The sequence below is a fragment of the Paenibacillus sp. LC231 genome (genome assembly GCF_001860525.1).
In the GTDB taxonomy this organism is placed as follows: Bacteria; Bacillota; Bacilli; order Paenibacillales; family Paenibacillaceae; genus Paenibacillus_AQ.
Genome location: NZ_JFOM01000049.1, coordinates 323,403 through 339,957, shown reverse-complemented (window position 1 = coordinate 339,957; position 16,555 = coordinate 323,403). Strand labels below are relative to the sequence as shown.

Below are 16,555 nucleotides of genomic sequence, written 5' to 3'. Positions count from 1 at the left end.
TCACTCCTGTCATCTATGTGTAATTTATTTTATTAGTCAATTGCCTAAGTGTTACTTAGAAACCGCTCTTTTCAGACCATTTCACTTCGCCATCCACCCAAGTCATCACCGGCCAGCCTTTCAGCTTCCAGCCAGTAAACGGCGTGTTGCGGCCTTTCGTTGCGAACTCTTCCGGGTTCACTTCTTTCTCGGCTTCGAGATCAATCATCGTCAGGTCCGCGGCTCTACCGGCTTCCAGCACGCCAGATTCAAGACCGAATACTCTTGCCGGATCGCTTGTCATCCGCTTCACCAGCAAGCTAAGATCCCATTTTCCTGTGACAACGAACTGGGTATAGAGCAGCGGGAATGCTGTTTCGAATCCCACGATACCGAATGGTGCAAGCTCCATGCCCTTCGCCTTCTCTTCCGCGCTGTGCGGCGCATGATCCGTTACGATCATATCAAGCGTTCCATCCAGCAGACCTTCTATACAAGCCTCCACATCACGCGGGGTGCGCAGCGGCGGGTTCATCTTCCAGTTGGCATCCAGGCCGGGAATATCCTCGTCAGAGAGAACCAGATGGTGCGGACATACCTCGGCCGTTACCGAGATGCCAATCGCTTTTGCCTGGCGGATCAAGCGTACGGACTGCTCTGTGCTCACATGGCATACATGGTAATGTACGCCGGTGGCTTCTGTCAGCAGTATGTCCCGTCCGACATGGATTGCTTCCGACTCGTTGGGTATTCCTTTCAGGCCGTGCTTCTGAGCGAACTTGCCTTCAGTCACGCAAGCCCCTTTGACCAGCGAGTCATCCTCACAATGTGCAATGACCGGCATGCCCAGCGCTTTTGCTTGGTTCATGGCATCTTTCATCATCTGTGCGTTCTGCACACCAACGCCGTCATCCGTAAACCCGATCGCACCTGCTGCCTTCAAGGCCTCAAAATCCGTCAGTTCGCGGCCCAACTCGTTTTTCGTAATGGCTGCGTAAGGCAGCACCTTGGCCAGCCCCGCTTCGCTAGCCTTATCCAGAACAAGCTTCACGGTTTCCGGCGAATCGGTCACCGGTCTTGTGTTCGGCATGCAGGCGATGGTTGTAAATCCGCCTTTCACTGCCGAGCGGCTGCCGCTCTCGATCGTTTCCTTGTGCTCATAACCCGGCTCTCTCAAGTGCACATGCATATCGATGAATCCCGGTGTGACCAGTTTGCCCTCGGCATCGATGATCTGAACGTTATCGCCAAGTTCCGGCAAAGCTGCGAGATCACTTGTAACCGACTGAATCAATCCGTCTGCAATGACGATATGTTTATCTTCGAGCTGTCCTTGTTCATTGATCACTTTGGCATTCTTTATCACTTGCATTTGCATCTTGGTCCCCTCCGCAGTAGAAGCACCGTTCGCTTCTTTGTATATTGTATAATAAAAATTCATATTTGTGTATAAATATTAATATTTATTCATCCTGTACACCGTATTTCGCGTTTCGAATCAGCCCATCGCCCGTTCCATAACCGCCATGCGAATCGGCACACCGTTTGCCATCTGCTTGAATATCATCGATTTGGGACTTTCCACGACCGCATCGTCGATTTCAACGTTCCGGTTCACCGGTGCCGGGTGCATAATCATCGTATGCCCGGGCAGCTTGGCCGCCCGTTCTTCCGTCAAACCATACTGCTGCCGGTATTCCGCGCTGGATTTAAATACACCTTCGTTATGGCGTTCCAGCTGAACCCTCAGCATCATCACCACATCTGCCTTCAGTGCCTTCTCCATCGAGACATAGGGTGCATACTGGGCTAGCTCTGGTGCCTGCATCGATTCCGGTGCGCAGAATTGCACATGAGCTCCGAACTTCTGCAGTGCCCACAGGTCTGATCGTGCAACCCGACTATGCTTGATGTCCCCAATAATGGATACCGTCAATCCTTTAAGCTCTCCAAAGCATTTCTTCATCGTGTACAGATCCAGGAGCGCCTGGGTAGGATGTTCGTTGTTGCCGTCCCCCGCATTGACCAGCGGGATCGAGATCCGCTCGGCCAGCTCCTGCAGCACTCCGGAGGGTTTCAGCCGGATGACGCCCGCATCGATCCCCATGGATTCCAGTGTCCTCACGGTATCGTAGATCGACTCACCCTTCTCGACGCTGGAGGCTGCCGCTGCAAAGTTCATCACCTCGGCGCCGAGTCTTTTCTCAGCCATTTCAAACGAAAATCTCGTTCTGGTGCTGTTCTCGAAGAACATATTAACCGCAAATTTCGATTTAAGTACCGGCACCACTTTCTCGGACTGTGCTTCCCAATATGACGCCCGACTCAAGATCGATCCAATCTCGTCTCTGCTAATATCCTTCAAGCCTAAGAGGCTACGTTCTTTCAATGAAATGGCTGTTGTCATGATTATCGTTCCTCTCTTTGGCTAATGGTCACTTCATCCTTGCCGTCGATTTCGGTTAATGCAACCGTAATTTCCTCATGTTTGGAGGTAGGAACGTTCTTGCCGATATAATCCGGCCGGATCGGCAGTTCGCGATGCCCGCGGTCTGCCAGAACCGCCAGCTGTATCATTCTAGGCCGTCCGCAGTCCATCAGGGCGTCCATCGCAGCCCGAATCGTCCGTCCGGTGTACAGCACGTCATCGAACAAAATAACCTTCTTGTCATGAATGTTCAGATGTTCCAGGCTGAGCTTCGCTCCTTCTCCCCGTTCTGCAGCCGCTTCTTTGCTGTCTCGGTCATCGCGGTAGGAAGTCACATCGATCTCTCCCCATGGAATCGGCGTGCCTTCAATCTCATTCATTCGCTCAGCGATTCTCTGAGCCAAGAACACGCCGCGTGTGCGAATGCCGACCAGGACGCAGTCCTCAATCCCTTTATTCTTTTCCAAAATTTCATGGGCAATTCTCGTTAGGGCGCGGCGGATGGCCGTCTCGTCCATAATCACATGCTGTTCGTTGCTCATCCTTAAGTCCTCCTTCTAAACGTTTGATTAGCCCTTTCTAGTTCAGACGATCCGTGAGTTCATTACACACAAAAAAACTCCTTGCCCGGCTGGACAAGGAGTTGATCTCATAGAGATAGTGTGGAAAGCTCAGCAACTATCCGCAGACAGAGCTTTGCCTTCTGTTAATGAACCTCGGTTCACGTTACCTTGCCAGCCTCACGGGACTGATTTAAAGGTGCTATTCGATTGAATTCATTATGACAGACCCTACAGGAGATGTCAACCGTAATCAAGTCGAAAGATGTCGCGTACCAAGCGGAGTTATAACATGTCACTAAAATTCAAATTCAACATCGCTAAGTCTTCTGCGAATTTCGGAAATGACGCGTTTCTCTTCTTCCTCACCGTCAGCAATGAAGGTAACGGAGAAGCGTACGAAATGTCCCGCATCATCCCAAGGTACGGTGGAGATCAATTTCTCGCGAATCAGATACTGGGAGAAATCCTCGCCGGATTCAAAACGGCGCCCGCCTTTAACGCCTTTTGGAGCTTCAACGTAGAGGAAGAAGGAGCCCTTCGGCTTCTCGGCTGTAAAACCAAGCCCGTTCAACACGTCCACCAGCATATTGTGACGGCGGGAATACTTCTCAGCGATCTTCTCTGTAATTTGCGGATTGTCCAGACCGTATGCGGCAGCCTTTTGAATGGCGATGAATTGTCCTGAATCGTTGTTGTCCTTCACATCGCCAAACGCTTTAACCACTAGCGGGTTACCGGCGATGAAACCAATGCGCCATCCCGTCATGTTGTAAGATTTGGACAGAGAATGAAGCTCCACGCCAACATCCTTCGCGCCGGGTACGGAGAGAAAGCTAAGCGGCTTCAAGCCGTCGTAAGTCAGTGCCGCATAAGGAGCGTCATGGACAACAACAACACCATACTTCCGGGCCCACTCAACGACCTCGGTGAAAAACTCGACCGTTGCGCTGGCACCCGTCGGGTTGTTCGGATAGTTCAGGTAGAGCAGTTTGGCACGGCGGGCAATGTCCTCAGGGATGGAGCTGAGATCCGGCAGAAATCCGTTCTCTTTTTTCAGTTCCACATTGTAAACTTCACCGCCCAAATACTTGGTATGCGTACCGAGTACAGGATATCCGGGAACCGTCATAATGGTGATGTCCCCAGGATTAATGAAGCAGGACGGCAGCATCGCCAGTGCCGGCTTGGAACCGATGGAGTGCAGAACTTCTGTAGCGGCATCAATGCCTTCTACGCCAAATACATTCTTCAAGTAGCGAACGGCTGCTTCCTTGAACTCCGGAATCCCATTATCCGCATAGCCGCGGTTTTCCCGCTTCCCTGCTTCTTCTGCAAGCTTCGCCACGATGCCTGCATCCGCCATCTCATCCGGCTCGCCAACCCCCATATCGATCAGCTCCGTCCCAGGATGCTCCTGCTTCGCCGCTGCCTTGGCTCTTTTGATCTTCTCGAATTTATAAATGGCTGTATCTTTGCCATAATTAGCACCGCCGATCCGGTTGGCAAAGTTCTGTTGAATGTACGTTTCCTGATATTTATCGATACTCATGATTTGTATTCATCTCCTACTCTAAGCTTTCATACTCATCCTAAATATGCAGGAAAATCACAACGGGAGCCATGCATTATATATCAAATGATTTGTACTTTTTCGGCTGGTGGAGCTGGTAAATCATAAGGTGTTCATATTTGAATTTGTACTTTAAGTTAGCTCCAGCCATTCCGCAAGGAGCTCGTCACGACTCGCGGATAACAGCTCTCGGTCGTTCCAGCGCTGCTCGAGTTGCGACAGATCCGTATCCTCGTGTAAATCGCCGCCTTCTCTCTCAAGCCAGCCGTCAAGCTCCCGAATGCGGGTCTCAATACGAGCAATTTCCTCCTCCAACCATTTGGCCCTTTCAGCGGAAGAACGATCCGCATTTAATTTCTTGGTAAGCAGAGCAGGGCTATCCTTCGCTTGGGGCTGCGGCTCCGCCTTCTGTTTGGGGATACCCTCTCTCCCCGCTGATAAATCCCTTGTCTGAAGTTCAGCTTCAAGCCGTTCTTTCTTATCCCGGAAATCATCATAATTTCCATGATAGACCGTCAGCTTCCCTTGATTTAAATCCCACACTTTGCGAGACACTTGATTCACGAAATAACGGTCATGGGAAATGGCAAGAACGGTCCCCGTATAACCCTGCAATGCATCCTCCAACGCTTCACGGGAGGCAATATCCAGATGGTTCGTGGGTTCATCCAGAAGCAGCAGGTTCGGCTTCTGATGGATGAGCAGCGCGAGTCTCAATCGTGTCCATTCCCCTCCGGACAGCTGCCCCACCGATCTGAATACGGCCGCGCCATAGAACAGATACCTTGCCAATATCCCTCGGGCTTCTCCCTCTTCAACTCCGGCCTTCTCCCGGAAATATTGGAGCACCGTTGCCTTCGGATTGTCCGGTTCCTCCTGCTGAGCCAAGTAACCGACATCGACACGCGAACCCCATTCAAGCAAACCGGAATCAGGCGTCAGCTCGCCCAACAGCACTTTAAAAAGCGTTGTTTTCCCGCTGCCGTTCGAGCCCATCAGCGCGATTTTCTCACCGAATTCGATTAGACCGGATGCCCCCCTCAGCACCGCCTGTTTCCCATAGGAAACCTCAACTTGTTCAAAGTATGCCACGCGGCGGCCGGAACGATCCTGAGGATTCAGGTCAAACTCAGCCTGTCTTCGTTCCAGCACGGGTCGCTTGACCCGCTCCATGCGCTCCAATGCCCTTCTCATGGAGGCCGCGCGCTTGAAAAACTTCTCATTGCCGCCAATCCGGCCGAACTCTTCAAGCTGCTTGATGGATTCCTTCATCTTCTTGATTACTTTCTGCTGCTCTTGATATTCGGCGAACTGCTGCAGCAATCGCTCTTCCTTCTCTTTCATGAACGCGGTATAGCCGCCATGAGCACTGAAAACTTCGCCATCTTCAATCTCTATCGTTTTGGACACAACCCGGTCCAGAAAATATCGGTCGTGAGAAATAATGACGCAAGTTCCCGGATATTCGCGCAAGAATTCCTCCAACCATTCCGTGCGTGCTAAATCCAGATGGTTGGTTGGTTCATCGAGCAGGAGCAAATCCGGCTGTACAATTAGCTGCGATGCCAGCACGACACGTGTCTGTTCTCCTCCCGATAACGAACCAAAGGCCAATCCGTACTCACTCTTGGGTATTTGCAGCCCGGTAGCGATTTTATCGATGCTTGCTTCCAGCTCATAGCCGCCCTCTGTTTCAAACCGTTCCTGAAGCGCTGAGTATTTCCGCAGCACTCGATCGAGCATCTCAGAATCTCCGGCGATGTCCGGGTCACTCATTTTTTCCTCAAGCCCCGTCATTTCCGCTCGGTAATCCTTCAAGTGACGCAATCCCTGTGCCAGTACATCCTGCACCGTCCATGTATCCATATGGCTCGGAATTTGCTCCAAATATCCGATTTTCGCCCCCTTCTTGATGGCCAGCAGCCCCTCGTTGGGCTGATCCAGACCCGCAAGCAGGCGCATCAGCGTCGACTTTCCGCTGCCGTTCCTTCCAATAAGCGCGACCTTCTCGCCTTCCTGTATTTCAAACGATATCTGGTCCAGTACCAGATGAGCACCGTGGTATTGCGTCAGTTTCTGTACATTGATCATATTCATTTTAGGTTTCCTCCTGTATGCTGCGAACAATTCTACTCGTTCGCCGAGCGTATAGATTAAGGAGAAGACCCGGACTGCAAACGCAAAAAGGGCCCACAGAGCAAGCTCCGCAGACCCTTAAGAATAGTAAGCCTCAATAGGCTTAATCCGTGTAGGCAGGCAGGTGACTTCTCGCGATGGTACAAACCGTATCATTAAAATTGGACAGACCTCTCCCGTTGTAGAGAAATGCATGAACAATGCCAGCCATAGCTATAGGCAGCTGGCTAATACGGTTGTTAACCATCTCGATATTCATCCTGCTCACCTCCTTCATTAAAGTTATCGTCACTATAACATATCCATGGTTTGGATGGCAAGAGAAATAGCCCCACAAAGTGGAGCCTATGCTTCGATGCTTATTCCAAATGCTTTGCGGGGACCCCAAAACCTATAAATGCAAAAAGGGACCGCTAGCGGCCCCTTAAAATCGTCAACAGTTCTTCCATATCATCCGGCATCGGTGCCGAAAACTCCATGTACTCCCCCGTAGAGGGATGGATAAAACCCAAAATGGCGGCGTGAAGCGCCTGACCGTTTAATTTAATCCCCTTGCTCTTGCCGTATACAGGATCACCTACGAGAGGATGGCCGATATACTTCATATGCACGCGGATTTGATGCGTACGTCCCGTCTCCAGCTTCAGCTCGAGAAGACTGTAATCCCCGAACCGTTCCACTACGGTAAAATGAGTCACCGCATGTTTGCTGTTCCGGTCCGTGACAGTATACAGTTTACGATCCTGCGCGTCGCGGCCGATAGGAGCGTCAATAGTGCCTTGATCATGACTGATGTTGCCGTGCACCAAGGCCAAGTAACGGCGGTTCACGCTGTGATCCTTCAGCTGGGCGGCAAGAGAAGCATGAGCTTTATCATTCTTCGCTGCCATGATCAGACCGGTTGTATCCTTGTCAATCCGATGGACGATGCCGGGGCGAAGCTCCCCATTAATGCCCGATAAGTCTTTGCAGTGAAACATCAACGCATTCACAAGCGTCCCTGACGAATGTCCCGGAGCCGGATGGACCACCATCCCTCGAGGTTTATTCACAACTATGACATCCGCATCTTCATACGCGATCTCAAGCGGGATGTCCTCCGGAATAATCTCTACTGCCGATGGCTCAGGAATTTTCAGCAGGATGCGGTCACCCTGACTCACCTTGTAATTGGACTTAACCGGAACTTCATTCACGAAAACATGTCCATCCGTAATCCATAACTGCACCTGGGAGCGCGAGACATCCTCACCGAAGTTCTCCGTTATGTATTTATCTATACGGGTTTTGGCAGATTCGGCATCCACCGTCCATTCGAAAACTTCCGCTTCGTGCCCCGTTTCACCTGTCCATTCCGGACCTGTATCCATACCGTCTTGCAACATTATTCATTCCCTTCTGTGCCAGAAACTTCACTTGTTGTCTTTATCTTCTCGCGTCTTCCTTCCAGAAGCGTGTCCAATATGATCAATCCCACACCGATGACGATACAAGAATCGGCAATATTAAAAATCGGGAATGTGTAGCTGCCAAAATTAAATTGCAGGAAATCGACAACCTCCCCCATCAACAGGCGATCGATGAAGTTTCCGAGTGCCCCGCCAAGCACAAGCGCAAGAGCGGTAGGCAGCAGCTTCCGTCCTTCCTTCGATACCTTCCGCAGGTACCAGACAATTCCGCCCACAACGATTAGCGTCACAATAATGAAGAACCATAATTGATCCTGCAGTATGCCAAACGCGGCTCCACGGTTTCGGCTGGACGTAATGAGGAAGAAGTCTCCAATCACAGGGATCTGTTCATACATCTCAAGGTTCGAAGCAATCAAGTACTTGGTTCCCTGATCGATAAGAAATAAAACAAATGCAATCAAATAATACACCACTTGTTTATGTCACTCCGTTCTTGTCTTCTCCAATCAGGCGATCACCTCGCTGATTGGTCCGTAACTCGTCTTATTGTAGCACAGCGGCTCAGAAATCGTCCATTCCTGTCCATTGGCGAGAACATTTTCCGTCAGTAAAACCATCTCAATGGGTGCACTCTATACACATGAACCAGAAGGTCAACTTCGGACCATGAAAGGAGCCTGACATGTCGCATCTAACTCAGGAGCAACTCAATAATTTACAACAAAAGCTGATGGATCGAAAGGTTGAGCTTGAACGGCGCATGGTATATAACGACCAGCATGGGCTGGGGGAATCAGAGCGAGATATGACCGGCGAGCTGTCCCATATTGATAACCATCCCGGGGACTTGGCAAGTGAGATGTTTGAACGAGAAAAAGATCTTGCCCTTCAGGATAGGGTGGATCAGGAGCTGCAGCGAGTTATTTTTTCGCTTGAAGCGATTCATCACGGCCGTTACGGCGTGTGTCTTACCTGCGGCCAGCCGATTCCATACGAACGGTTGGAGGTTCTCCCGGACACACAATATTGTGTAAAGGACACGCCTCGTGAACGAGTCTCCCGCGATCGTCCGGTTGAGGAGGAAGTCCTTGCTCCCGCTTTTGGAAAATCGAGTATGGATGAGCATGAATATGCTGCATTTGACGGCGAGGATGCTTGGCAGATCGTTGAAAGCTGGGGGAACTCCAACTCCCCTGCGCTGGCGGAAGGCAACGAAATTGACAGCTATAACGAGATGGATATCGAGAATGGCGATGATCAAGGCGGATTTGTTGAAGTGTATGAAAATTTCGTTGCAACCAATATCGATGGCTCCGAAGTGTTTATCGTACGAAGCCCGCAATATGTCGATTACCTAAACCGGGGCGAAGGAAGCTATCTGCTTGATCCCCATGGCGATCCTGATGATGATAATGAATCCTTCAGCTAAATAAGCGTTTACGACCGGCAGCATATTATGAAATCTCAGCGGCTGCCGGGCATTACATATTCATATAGATCACTCACGTCAGCTCAAGCTGACGCTGAACGATCCGGACAATATCTGCAATGTAGTCGCCGATAATAGGCAAATTCAATGCACCAAGTGCCTGAAGAACATAGATAATGGTCGCCGCAAAAAAGGTAAAGCCAATCGCGATTCCCACACCGCGGGCCGACCCGGCCAGCAAATTGGTCCAAATCAACTTCCATGGGCGGTTCAGCAGCTGGGTATACTCCGCGATCCGAGCCTTCTCCAGCTGCTGTGCTATGTCCGTGGTCATGCGGTGTATGGCGCTCAATTGGTCCCGCTCTTCCTCGAGTGATTTTTTTTGTTCAGTTGGCACCCCGGCATCCGGTTTCTCCGCCATTTCTTCCGCCCCTTTGCCTATACTAATCGACTTCAAATTATAGACCCAGAGCAGCTACATTACCTTGTATGCTCGGAATCTGCTTACCATTACATATCAATTCGCTGATTATTATGCATCTATTGGAAGCATCTCATTCGTTTGTGAAAATACCCTTAAGTATTCGATATTTTTTATAAAATACAAAAAAACACTGCCCCTGTAGATAAGGGCAGTATTTTTTAACCAATTTATAACTTAGGCGATGTGGATGCCGATGGTTTTGCCGCCAAGCTCAACCCGCTCCATGCCTTCGCTTTGTGCAAATTGCAAATCGTTCACAAGGACATTCTCGCGCAGCACATCTTCAAATGCGGTGATCGCAACTTTAAGCTCTTCATCGGTATCGAGGGTCAAGTTCACCCGCTTCTCGATCGGCAGGTCCAGCTTCTTGCGCGTATCCTGTACGGCACGCACCACTTCGCGAACCCAGCCTTCCTGCTCGAGCTCCGGCGTGATATCCGTATTAAGCGCCACGGTTAAGCCATAACCTGAAGCGGATGCAAAGCCTTCCTTCGCCTTCTTCTCCACCAGCAGCTCTTCGGACGTGATCTGTAATTCTTCACCTTCCGGCGATGTCACGTTCACGCCGCCCGTTTGGACCACCTTGCGGGTCTCGTCACTGCTCATGCCTTTCAGGAACCCTTGCAGGAAACCGATATTTTTGCCGTATTTCTTGCCTGCAACTTTTAAGTTCATTTTCAGCGTGAAATCAACGAAACCACTGTCGCTGGTCTCCACCTCAATCGCTTTGACGTTGATCTCATCCCTGATGATGTCTTCATATCCCGCGAGATCAAACTCGCGATCCATGGATACGATGAGCTCGGACAGCGGCTGGCGCGTTTTGATCCCGGTCTCGTTGCGGACGTTGCGCGCAAGCTCTACGATCTGTCTAGCCGTCTCCATGTCCTGCTCGAGCGCCTTGTCGATCAACGCTTCGTCTGTTTGCGGGAAGTCGGCCAGATGCACGCTCTCACCGCCGCCGCCCAAGTTGACGAAGATATCTTCGGACAGCATCGGCGTGAATGGTGCCATCAGCTTGGAGAGGGTCAACAGCACGTGCGTAAGCGTCCCGTATGCGGCCAGCTTATCCTCCCCGAGTCCGCTGCCCCAGAAACGGTCGCGCGAACGGCGGATATACCAGTTGCTCAGCTCATCCACGTAAGCTTCGATTGCTTTGGCCGCGTTCAGGAAATCATTCACGGCCAGTCCCTTGTCAACCACTTGAATCAAACTGTTCAGTCGGGACAGAATCCAGCGGTCCAGCTTGTGGTTCGATCCCTTGAAGTCATGCTCCTTCGGATCATAGCCATCGATGCCGGCATACAATGTCAGGAACGCATGGGTGTTCACCAGCGTATCGACAACCTTGGATTTGGCTTCGCCGACGATTCCTTTCGAAAAGCGTTTGCTGTTCCATGGTGCACTGTCAGCGAGCAGCGCCCAACGGAACGCATCTGTGCCGTACTCTTCGATGATTTCCCAAGGATCGATGACGTTGCCCTTGGATTTGGACATCTTCTGTCCGTTTTCATCAAGAATATGTCCTGTGGCCATAACCGCTTTATAAGGCGCTTTACCCGTAAAGAGAGTCGATACGGCAAGCAAGCTGTAGAACCATCCGCGCGTCTGGTCGATCCCTTCGCAGATCATATCAGCAGGATACTGCTGTTCGAATTTCTCCTTGTCTTCGAATGGATAATGGTATTGCGCATACGGCATCGATCCGCTGTCAAACCATACGTCGATGACTTCCGAGGTCCGTTCCATGACGCCGCCTTCACAGTGAGGGCATTTCACTTTCACTTCATCCACATACGGCTTATGCAGCTCCAGATCCTCCGCTACCTCGCCTACGGCGTTAGCCCGAAGCTCCGCAATGCTGTGCGGCGAGAATTGCCCTTCACAAGAATCGCAGACCCATACGTTAAGCGGTGTTCCCCAATAACGGTTCCGGCTAATATTCCAATCTACCAGATCTTCAAGGAACTTGCCGAAGCGGCCTTCGCGCACATGGCCCGGATACCAGGTGACCTCATTGTTGTTCGCGATCAACTGATCCTTAACCGCTGTCGTTTCGATAAACCAGCTCTCCATCGCATAATAGAGCAGCGGGGATTTACAGCGCCAGCAGAATGGATAGCTGTGCTCGTATTTCTCCTTGCTGTACAGAAGTCCTTTTTCAGACAATGCCTTCACGATGTCCAGATCGCAATCCTTCACGAAGCGTCCGGCAAAATCCGTCACTTCGTCGGTATAACGGCCTTGGCCGTTCACCACACTCACGAAGCTGATGCCATTCTCGCGGCATACGCGATAGTCATCTTCACCGTGCGCAGGAGCCATATGCACAATCCCCGTACCGCTTGCATCGGTAACAAAGGATGCGCCGACGATGAGATTCGCTTTTTCCGCTTTTACAAACGGGAACGGAGGATCGTAAGTCTTGCCGACCAGCTCGGAACCTTTGAGTGTGGACAGAACGGTAAAGTCGCCCTTCATGACATCCTCTACCAGATTCTTCGCCACGATATAGATGCCGTCCTCCTGCTCGACGCGGGCGTAATCCATATCGGGATTCACAGCCAGTGCCACGTGGGATGGAAGCGTCCAAGGCGTCGTTGTCCATGCCAGTACATACTCTCCGCCGTCATGCAGCTTAAACTTCGCTGTTGCGCTAAGGTCTTTAACATCCTCATAACCTTGCGCCACCTCGTGGGAGCTGAGTGTAGTCTGACAGCAAGGACAGTATGGGCTCACGCGATGACCGCGGTACAGAAGGCCTTTATCATGAATCGTCGCCAGAATGTTCCATACACTCTCGATATAGTTGTTCTCAAGCGTGATGTAGGGATGATCCAGATCGGTCCAATAAGCAATTGCCTCGGTCAGCTCGCGCCACTTGTGCTCATATTCAAATACGCTGGCTTTGCATTTTTTGATAAAAGCTTCAACGCCATAATTCTCGATCTCCTGCTTGCCGGAGATGCCAAGCTGCTTCTCTACGCCAAGCTCAACCGGAAGCCCGTGCGTATCCCAGCCCGCTTTCCGAACGACATGGTAGCCCTTCATCGTCTGATAACGGCCCACAAAATCCTTGATGACGCGGCCAAGGACGTGACCGATGTGCGGCGCACCGTTAGCGGTCGGCGGACCTTCGTAGAATACATAATTCGGCTTGCCGGCCCGCAGCTCGATTGATTTCTTAAACGTGTTCTCCTCGTTCCATTTGTTCAAGATGCGCAGCTCTCTTGCCCGCGCCTTCTCCTTGACGTCTACTCTGTTCATACAGATCTTCCTTTCATTTCGTAAATGTTCTGTGAAAATAAAAAAAGGCCTCATCCCCCAAGGGACGAGAACCTGTTCTCGCGATACCACCCTAATTTCGCACGGTCGACTTCAAATGGAAGTCTGCCCAAGCGACACCTCAATGTCCATGCCTGTTCGTAATAGGCAAGGTCCGATATAACGTTCGGCTGACGGTTCAGCTTACGCACGCGGTTAAACGCTTCAGCTTCACTTCTCCGGGATGATCTTCTGCTTGGTCTGAACGCCGGGCTTTCAGCAACTGCCGGCTCTCTGAGGAACAGATCCTTCGCGTACTATTCCCATCAACGAATGGTTGTATGAATCAACAATATGTTATTAGTTATAGACTTTTTCACGGAAAAAGTCAACCGGATACCCGCCTAGTATACTTCTTTTGGTTCAAGACTCGGTTCCCGGTTCTCGAGCGTCTCCCAGCCTTCTTGTTTCAACAGCTCCAGCTGCGCCTCAACCAGGGAACGGAAGCGGGTGCGGTAGATGGAAGCCTGCTTCTTCAGTTCTTCAACCTCAAGCGCGATTTTGCGGGATTTACCGAGCGCATCATTAATGATCCGGTCCGCATTCTTCTCGGATTCCTTAATGATCAGCTGGGCTTCCTTCTTCGCGTTGTTCTTCAGCTCATCCGCCGCCTCCTGAGCGACAATGATGGTCTTAGACAAGGTTTCCTCAATATTCGAAAAATGATCCAGTCTTTCTTGCATCGCAATAAGCTGGTTGCCCAACTCTTTGTTCTCCCGGATCACACTTTCATAATCCTTAATAATCTGATCCAAAAACTCGTTGACCTCGTCCTCATCATAACCCCGAATTCGACGAGCAAATTCCTTGTTATGTATATCAAGCGGCGTCAATGGCATGGTGTGCACCTCCTAAATATATGGGCCTTACAGGACGGTTCATCCGCTGTGTTAGCCAAACCACCCGTCCGTGAAGACAATAGCGGTCATTTACGATTTATCGGTAAATCCATTGTTATTTTGAATGACACTTTGTACTCATTCGACAAAAAAACGGCAATTCCTTCAAAGGTCAGGCATATTTCCCAACCTTGATACGGTACCGCCCTTTTTTCGTCAGGCTTCCTGTCTCCAAAACTTTAAACCGTCCAAAGCCTTGGATGGAAACGACATCGCCTTCTTTTAAATTCGTTGAGGGGTCCTCTTCCACTTTCCAGTTCACGCGGCATCGGCCAGCCTTGATCGGCACCACGATTTTCGTCCGGCTGATTCGATATGCATCACTGGCGATTCCGTCCAGTCTCATGGAAGATACCGTAATATCCATCGCTTCGAAATTCGTGCGGGCAACCTCAAGCTTGTCCAGCGGCAGCAGTTCCGTCATCACATGCACCCGGTGGACCTGGCTCAGATTCAGATGGAGAAACGCGCTGATATCGTCGGCAACGACCGCATGGCAGCGATCCGCGAGCACATGGATGTCACCAATCTTCGATCTCTTAATGCCAAGACCCAAAATCGAACCCATATAGTCGCCATGCTCCAGCTCCAGAAACTTCTGATCTCCGGAAGAAATACTGAGCACCTTCATCTTGAAATCCTCGCCTTCAAGCGCTCGGTAATCCGGAGCGATCCACGCCCGGGCGCGTTCTGCATCAGCATGTCCACCATCAAACATGGCATGCACATCCGGATGACGATTCACGAGCGATTCCAGAATGAATCGCTGGCGAGGATCCAGAAAATCCGTCAGTTTCGCTTCATGATATTGTCCGGCATTGACAACCCACTCCCAAGCCCGGTCCACAAACTCCCGTTCATCCTTGTGAAAATGATCGTAGATGTCCAGTTTCATCGCTCATTCACCTGCTATAGGAAATATCCGAGAATTGCGTACACGCCACGCTGTGCCAGTTGCAGCACGAACAATGCGACAATGGGGGAAATATCGATCATGCCCATGATCGGCGGAATAAACCGGCGAAAAGGCGCAAGATAGGGCTCTACCAGCTTGCCAAGCAGTTCGCCGACAAAGCTTTCTCGTACATTCGGAAGCCATGACATTAAGACGTAGACCAAAATCATGTAAAAATAAATTTGGAACAGCGTTCCAACGATACTGTAAATTTCGTAGGTCAAAGCCTAAATCACCTCATTCTGTTATATTCATGCTCGTCTGCTAGAATCTCCGAGATCGAACCTTGGATCTCCACGGTATCCGGCGTGCATAGAAAGATGTTCCCGCCCACCTTCGAGATTCCGCCGCTAAGCGCATACACGGTTCCGCTGAGAAAATCGATAATGCGCAGCGCCTGATCATTCCTCACACGCTGCAGGTTGACCACAACCGTTCGGAATGACCGCAGATGATCTGCAATCTCCTGTGCTTCATCATATGAACGAGGCTCCACTAATACAACCTTAACGTTCTTCTGTGAATGAATGCTTACGATATTGCCGCTTTTTTGGTTCTTCCGATGATCAAACGGCGTTGCCTCCACCGGCTCTTCCTGCGAGGCCAGAACCTCGCGTTCCACAACTTCTTCTTCCTCTTGCAGTCCCAAGAAATTCATAAACCGGTTCATCACGCCCATCGTCAATCCTCCTCTTTCCCTACTAAAATCGAGCCGAGACGCACCCAGGTCGCCCCTTCCTCTATGGCTACTTCAAAGTCATTGGACATGCCCATGGACAATTCGGTCAATGGCTCCGCCGTAAGCGCCTGCTTGTTCAGCTCATCTCTTAGTTGTCTTAAACCACGAAATACAGGACGCGTTTGCTCCGCCGACGATTCGTATGGAGCCATGGTCATGAGTCCGGTCACCTTTACGTGTGAAAGACTGTTGATTTCCTTCAAAAACTCGGCTGCTTTCTCAGGAGGCAAACCATATTTGGATTCCTCGCCCGAGATATTGACCTGCATAAAGGCGGATACCTGCAGATTCAGCGCAGCAGCCCTCTTCTCCAGCTCATGGGCCAGAGATAAGCGGTCGAGCGAATGAATATATTGAAATTTATCAATGACATCCCGAACCTTATTGGTCTGAAGATGACCGATGAAATGCCATGTGCCGCGGTTTCCAAGAGCGTTCCATTTCGTCTGGGCATCCTGCCAGCGGTTCTCGCCGATATGCTGCAGTCCCTGGTCCAGTACCGAAGCTGTCATATCCAAGGAGACATATTTAGTAACCGCAATGATATTTACATCCGTCCGGTTCCTGCCGCTTCTTGCGCAAGCCTCCGTGATTCGCTGTTCCACTTGATCGATACGTTCCTTCAAACTCAAGGGAC

Annotated in this window: 16 protein-coding genes; 1 reads left to right on the top strand and 15 read right to left on the bottom strand. The window is 50.7% G+C overall.

Annotated elements, in window-relative coordinates; genetic code table 11:
• Positions 1–55: 55 nt before the first annotated feature.
• From AK95_RS27045 to lspA, 8 genes are all read right to left on the bottom strand, one after another.
• Positions 56–1,357, bottom strand: coding sequence for a dihydroorotase (locus tag AK95_RS27045; RefSeq protein WP_071223008.1), 1,302 nt, complete (start codon positions 1,355–1,357; stop codon positions 56–58).
• A 120-nt stretch (positions 1,358–1,477) separates the two neighbouring features.
• Positions 1,478–2,389 (bottom strand): aspartate carbamoyltransferase catalytic subunit, encoded by a 912-nt coding sequence (locus tag AK95_RS27040; protein ID WP_201259439.1) that lies wholly within the window; start codon positions 2,387–2,389, stop codon positions 1,478–1,480.
• A complete protein-coding gene (gene pyrR / locus AK95_RS27035; protein ID WP_071223006.1) occupies positions 2,389–2,949 on the bottom strand; it encodes a bifunctional pyr operon transcriptional regulator/uracil phosphoribosyltransferase PyrR in 561 nt (186 codons plus the stop codon). Before pyrR ends, AK95_RS27040 begins: the two co-directional genes overlap by 1 nt.
• Before the next feature lie 316 nt (positions 2,950–3,265).
• Positions 3,266–4,519, bottom strand: coding sequence for an LL-diaminopimelate aminotransferase (locus tag AK95_RS27030; protein WP_071223005.1), 1,254 nt, complete (start codon positions 4,517–4,519; stop codon positions 3,266–3,268).
• A 153-nt stretch (positions 4,520–4,672) separates the two neighbouring features.
• Positions 4,673–6,637, bottom strand: a complete 1,965-nt coding sequence (gene abc-f / locus AK95_RS27025) for a ribosomal protection-like ABC-F family protein (protein ID WP_071223004.1) — start codon at positions 6,635–6,637, stop codon at positions 4,673–4,675.
• A 142-nt stretch (positions 6,638–6,779) separates the two neighbouring features.
• Entirely contained in the window at positions 6,780–6,935 is a 156-nt protein-coding gene (locus tag AK95_RS34625; protein ID WP_201259437.1) for a hypothetical protein, read from the bottom strand.
• A 154-nt stretch (positions 6,936–7,089) separates the two neighbouring features.
• On the bottom strand, positions 7,090–8,061 hold the full coding sequence (locus AK95_RS27020) for an RluA family pseudouridine synthase (protein WP_071223003.1): 972 nt from the start codon (positions 8,059–8,061) through the stop codon (positions 7,090–7,092).
• Entirely contained in the window at positions 8,061–8,561 is a 501-nt protein-coding gene (gene lspA / locus AK95_RS27015) for a signal peptidase II (protein ID WP_071223002.1), read from the bottom strand. The genes AK95_RS27020 and lspA overlap by 1 nt, the downstream gene beginning before the upstream one ends.
• Before the next feature lie 209 nt (positions 8,562–8,770).
• Here lspA and AK95_RS27010 point away from each other — a divergent pair, with 209 nt between their 5' ends.
• On the top strand, positions 8,771–9,517 hold the full coding sequence (locus tag AK95_RS27010; RefSeq protein WP_071223001.1) for a TraR/DksA C4-type zinc finger protein: 747 nt from the start codon (positions 8,771–8,773) through the stop codon (positions 9,515–9,517).
• 73 nt (positions 9,518–9,590) lie between these two features.
• On the opposite strand, the gene AK95_RS27005 is transcribed toward AK95_RS27010, so the two are convergent.
• From AK95_RS27005 to AK95_RS26975, 7 genes are all read right to left on the bottom strand, one after another.
• Positions 9,591–9,938, bottom strand: coding sequence for a DUF5665 domain-containing protein (locus AK95_RS27005; protein WP_071223000.1), 348 nt, complete (start codon positions 9,936–9,938; stop codon positions 9,591–9,593).
• Positions 9,939–10,175: 237 nt separating this feature from the next.
• Positions 10,176–13,268, bottom strand: a complete 3,093-nt coding sequence (ileS, locus tag AK95_RS27000) for an isoleucine--tRNA ligase (RefSeq protein WP_071222999.1) — start codon at positions 13,266–13,268, stop codon at positions 10,176–10,178.
• 401 nt (positions 13,269–13,669) lie between these two features.
• Positions 13,670–14,164 carry a DivIVA domain-containing protein gene (locus AK95_RS26995; RefSeq protein WP_071222998.1) on the bottom strand — a complete coding sequence of 165 codons (495 nt, stop codon included), beginning with the start codon at positions 14,162–14,164 and terminating at the stop codon, positions 13,670–13,672.
• 172 nt (positions 14,165–14,336) lie between these two features.
• Complete coding sequence (locus AK95_RS26990) at positions 14,337–15,119, bottom strand: YlmH family RNA-binding protein (protein ID WP_071222997.1); 783 nt, start codon at positions 15,117–15,119, stop codon at positions 14,337–14,339.
• A 14-nt stretch (positions 15,120–15,133) separates the two neighbouring features.
• Complete coding sequence (locus tag AK95_RS26985; RefSeq protein WP_071222996.1) at positions 15,134–15,403, bottom strand: YggT family protein; 270 nt, start codon at positions 15,401–15,403, stop codon at positions 15,134–15,136.
• An 8-nt stretch (positions 15,404–15,411) separates the two neighbouring features.
• Positions 15,412–15,858 carry a cell division protein SepF gene (locus AK95_RS26980; protein WP_009589651.1) on the bottom strand — a complete coding sequence of 149 codons (447 nt, stop codon included), beginning with the start codon at positions 15,856–15,858 and terminating at the stop codon, positions 15,412–15,414.
• Positions 15,859–15,860: 2 nt separating this feature from the next.
• A complete protein-coding gene (locus tag AK95_RS26975) occupies positions 15,861–16,550 on the bottom strand; it encodes a YggS family pyridoxal phosphate-dependent enzyme (RefSeq protein ID WP_071222995.1) in 690 nt (229 codons plus the stop codon).
• Positions 16,551–16,555 lie beyond the last annotated feature (5 nt).

Excerpts from the sequence above, each read along its gene's own strand:
- abc-f (WP_071223004.1), bottom strand. The coding sequence starts at position 6,637 with ATGAATATGATCAATGTACAGAAACTGACGCAATACCACGGTGCTCAT.
- pyrR (WP_071223006.1), bottom strand. The coding sequence starts at position 2,949 with ATGAGCAACGAACAGCATGTGATTATGGACGAGACGGCCATCCGCCGC.
- AK95_RS27030 (WP_071223005.1), bottom strand. The coding sequence starts at position 4,519 with ATGAGTATCGATAAATATCAGGAAACGTACATTCAACAGAACTTTGCC.
- AK95_RS26980 (WP_009589651.1), bottom strand. The coding sequence starts at position 15,858 with ATGGGCGTGATGAACCGGTTTATGAATTTCTTGGGACTGCAAGAGGAA.
- AK95_RS34625 (WP_201259437.1), bottom strand. The coding sequence starts at position 6,935 with ATGAATATCGAGATGGTTAACAACCGTATTAGCCAGCTGCCTATAGCT.
- ileS (WP_071222999.1), bottom strand. The coding sequence starts at position 13,268 with ATGAACAGAGTAGACGTCAAGGAGAAGGCGCGGGCAAGAGAGCTGCGC.
- AK95_RS27005 (WP_071223000.1), bottom strand. The coding sequence starts at position 9,938 with ATGGCGGAGAAACCGGATGCCGGGGTGCCAACTGAACAAAAAAAATCA.
- AK95_RS26990 (WP_071222997.1), bottom strand. The coding sequence starts at position 15,119 with ATGAAACTGGACATCTACGATCATTTTCACAAGGATGAACGGGAGTTT.
- AK95_RS27020 (WP_071223003.1), bottom strand. The coding sequence starts at position 8,061 with ATGTTGCAAGACGGTATGGATACAGGTCCGGAATGGACAGGTGAAACG.
- AK95_RS26995 (WP_071222998.1), bottom strand. The coding sequence starts at position 14,164 with ATGCCATTGACGCCGCTTGATATACATAACAAGGAATTTGCTCGTCGA.
- AK95_RS27010 (WP_071223001.1), top strand. The coding sequence starts at position 8,771 with ATGTCGCATCTAACTCAGGAGCAACTCAATAATTTACAACAAAAGCTG.
- AK95_RS27045 (WP_071223008.1), bottom strand. The coding sequence starts at position 1,357 with ATGCAAATGCAAGTGATAAAGAATGCCAAAGTGATCAATGAACAAGGA.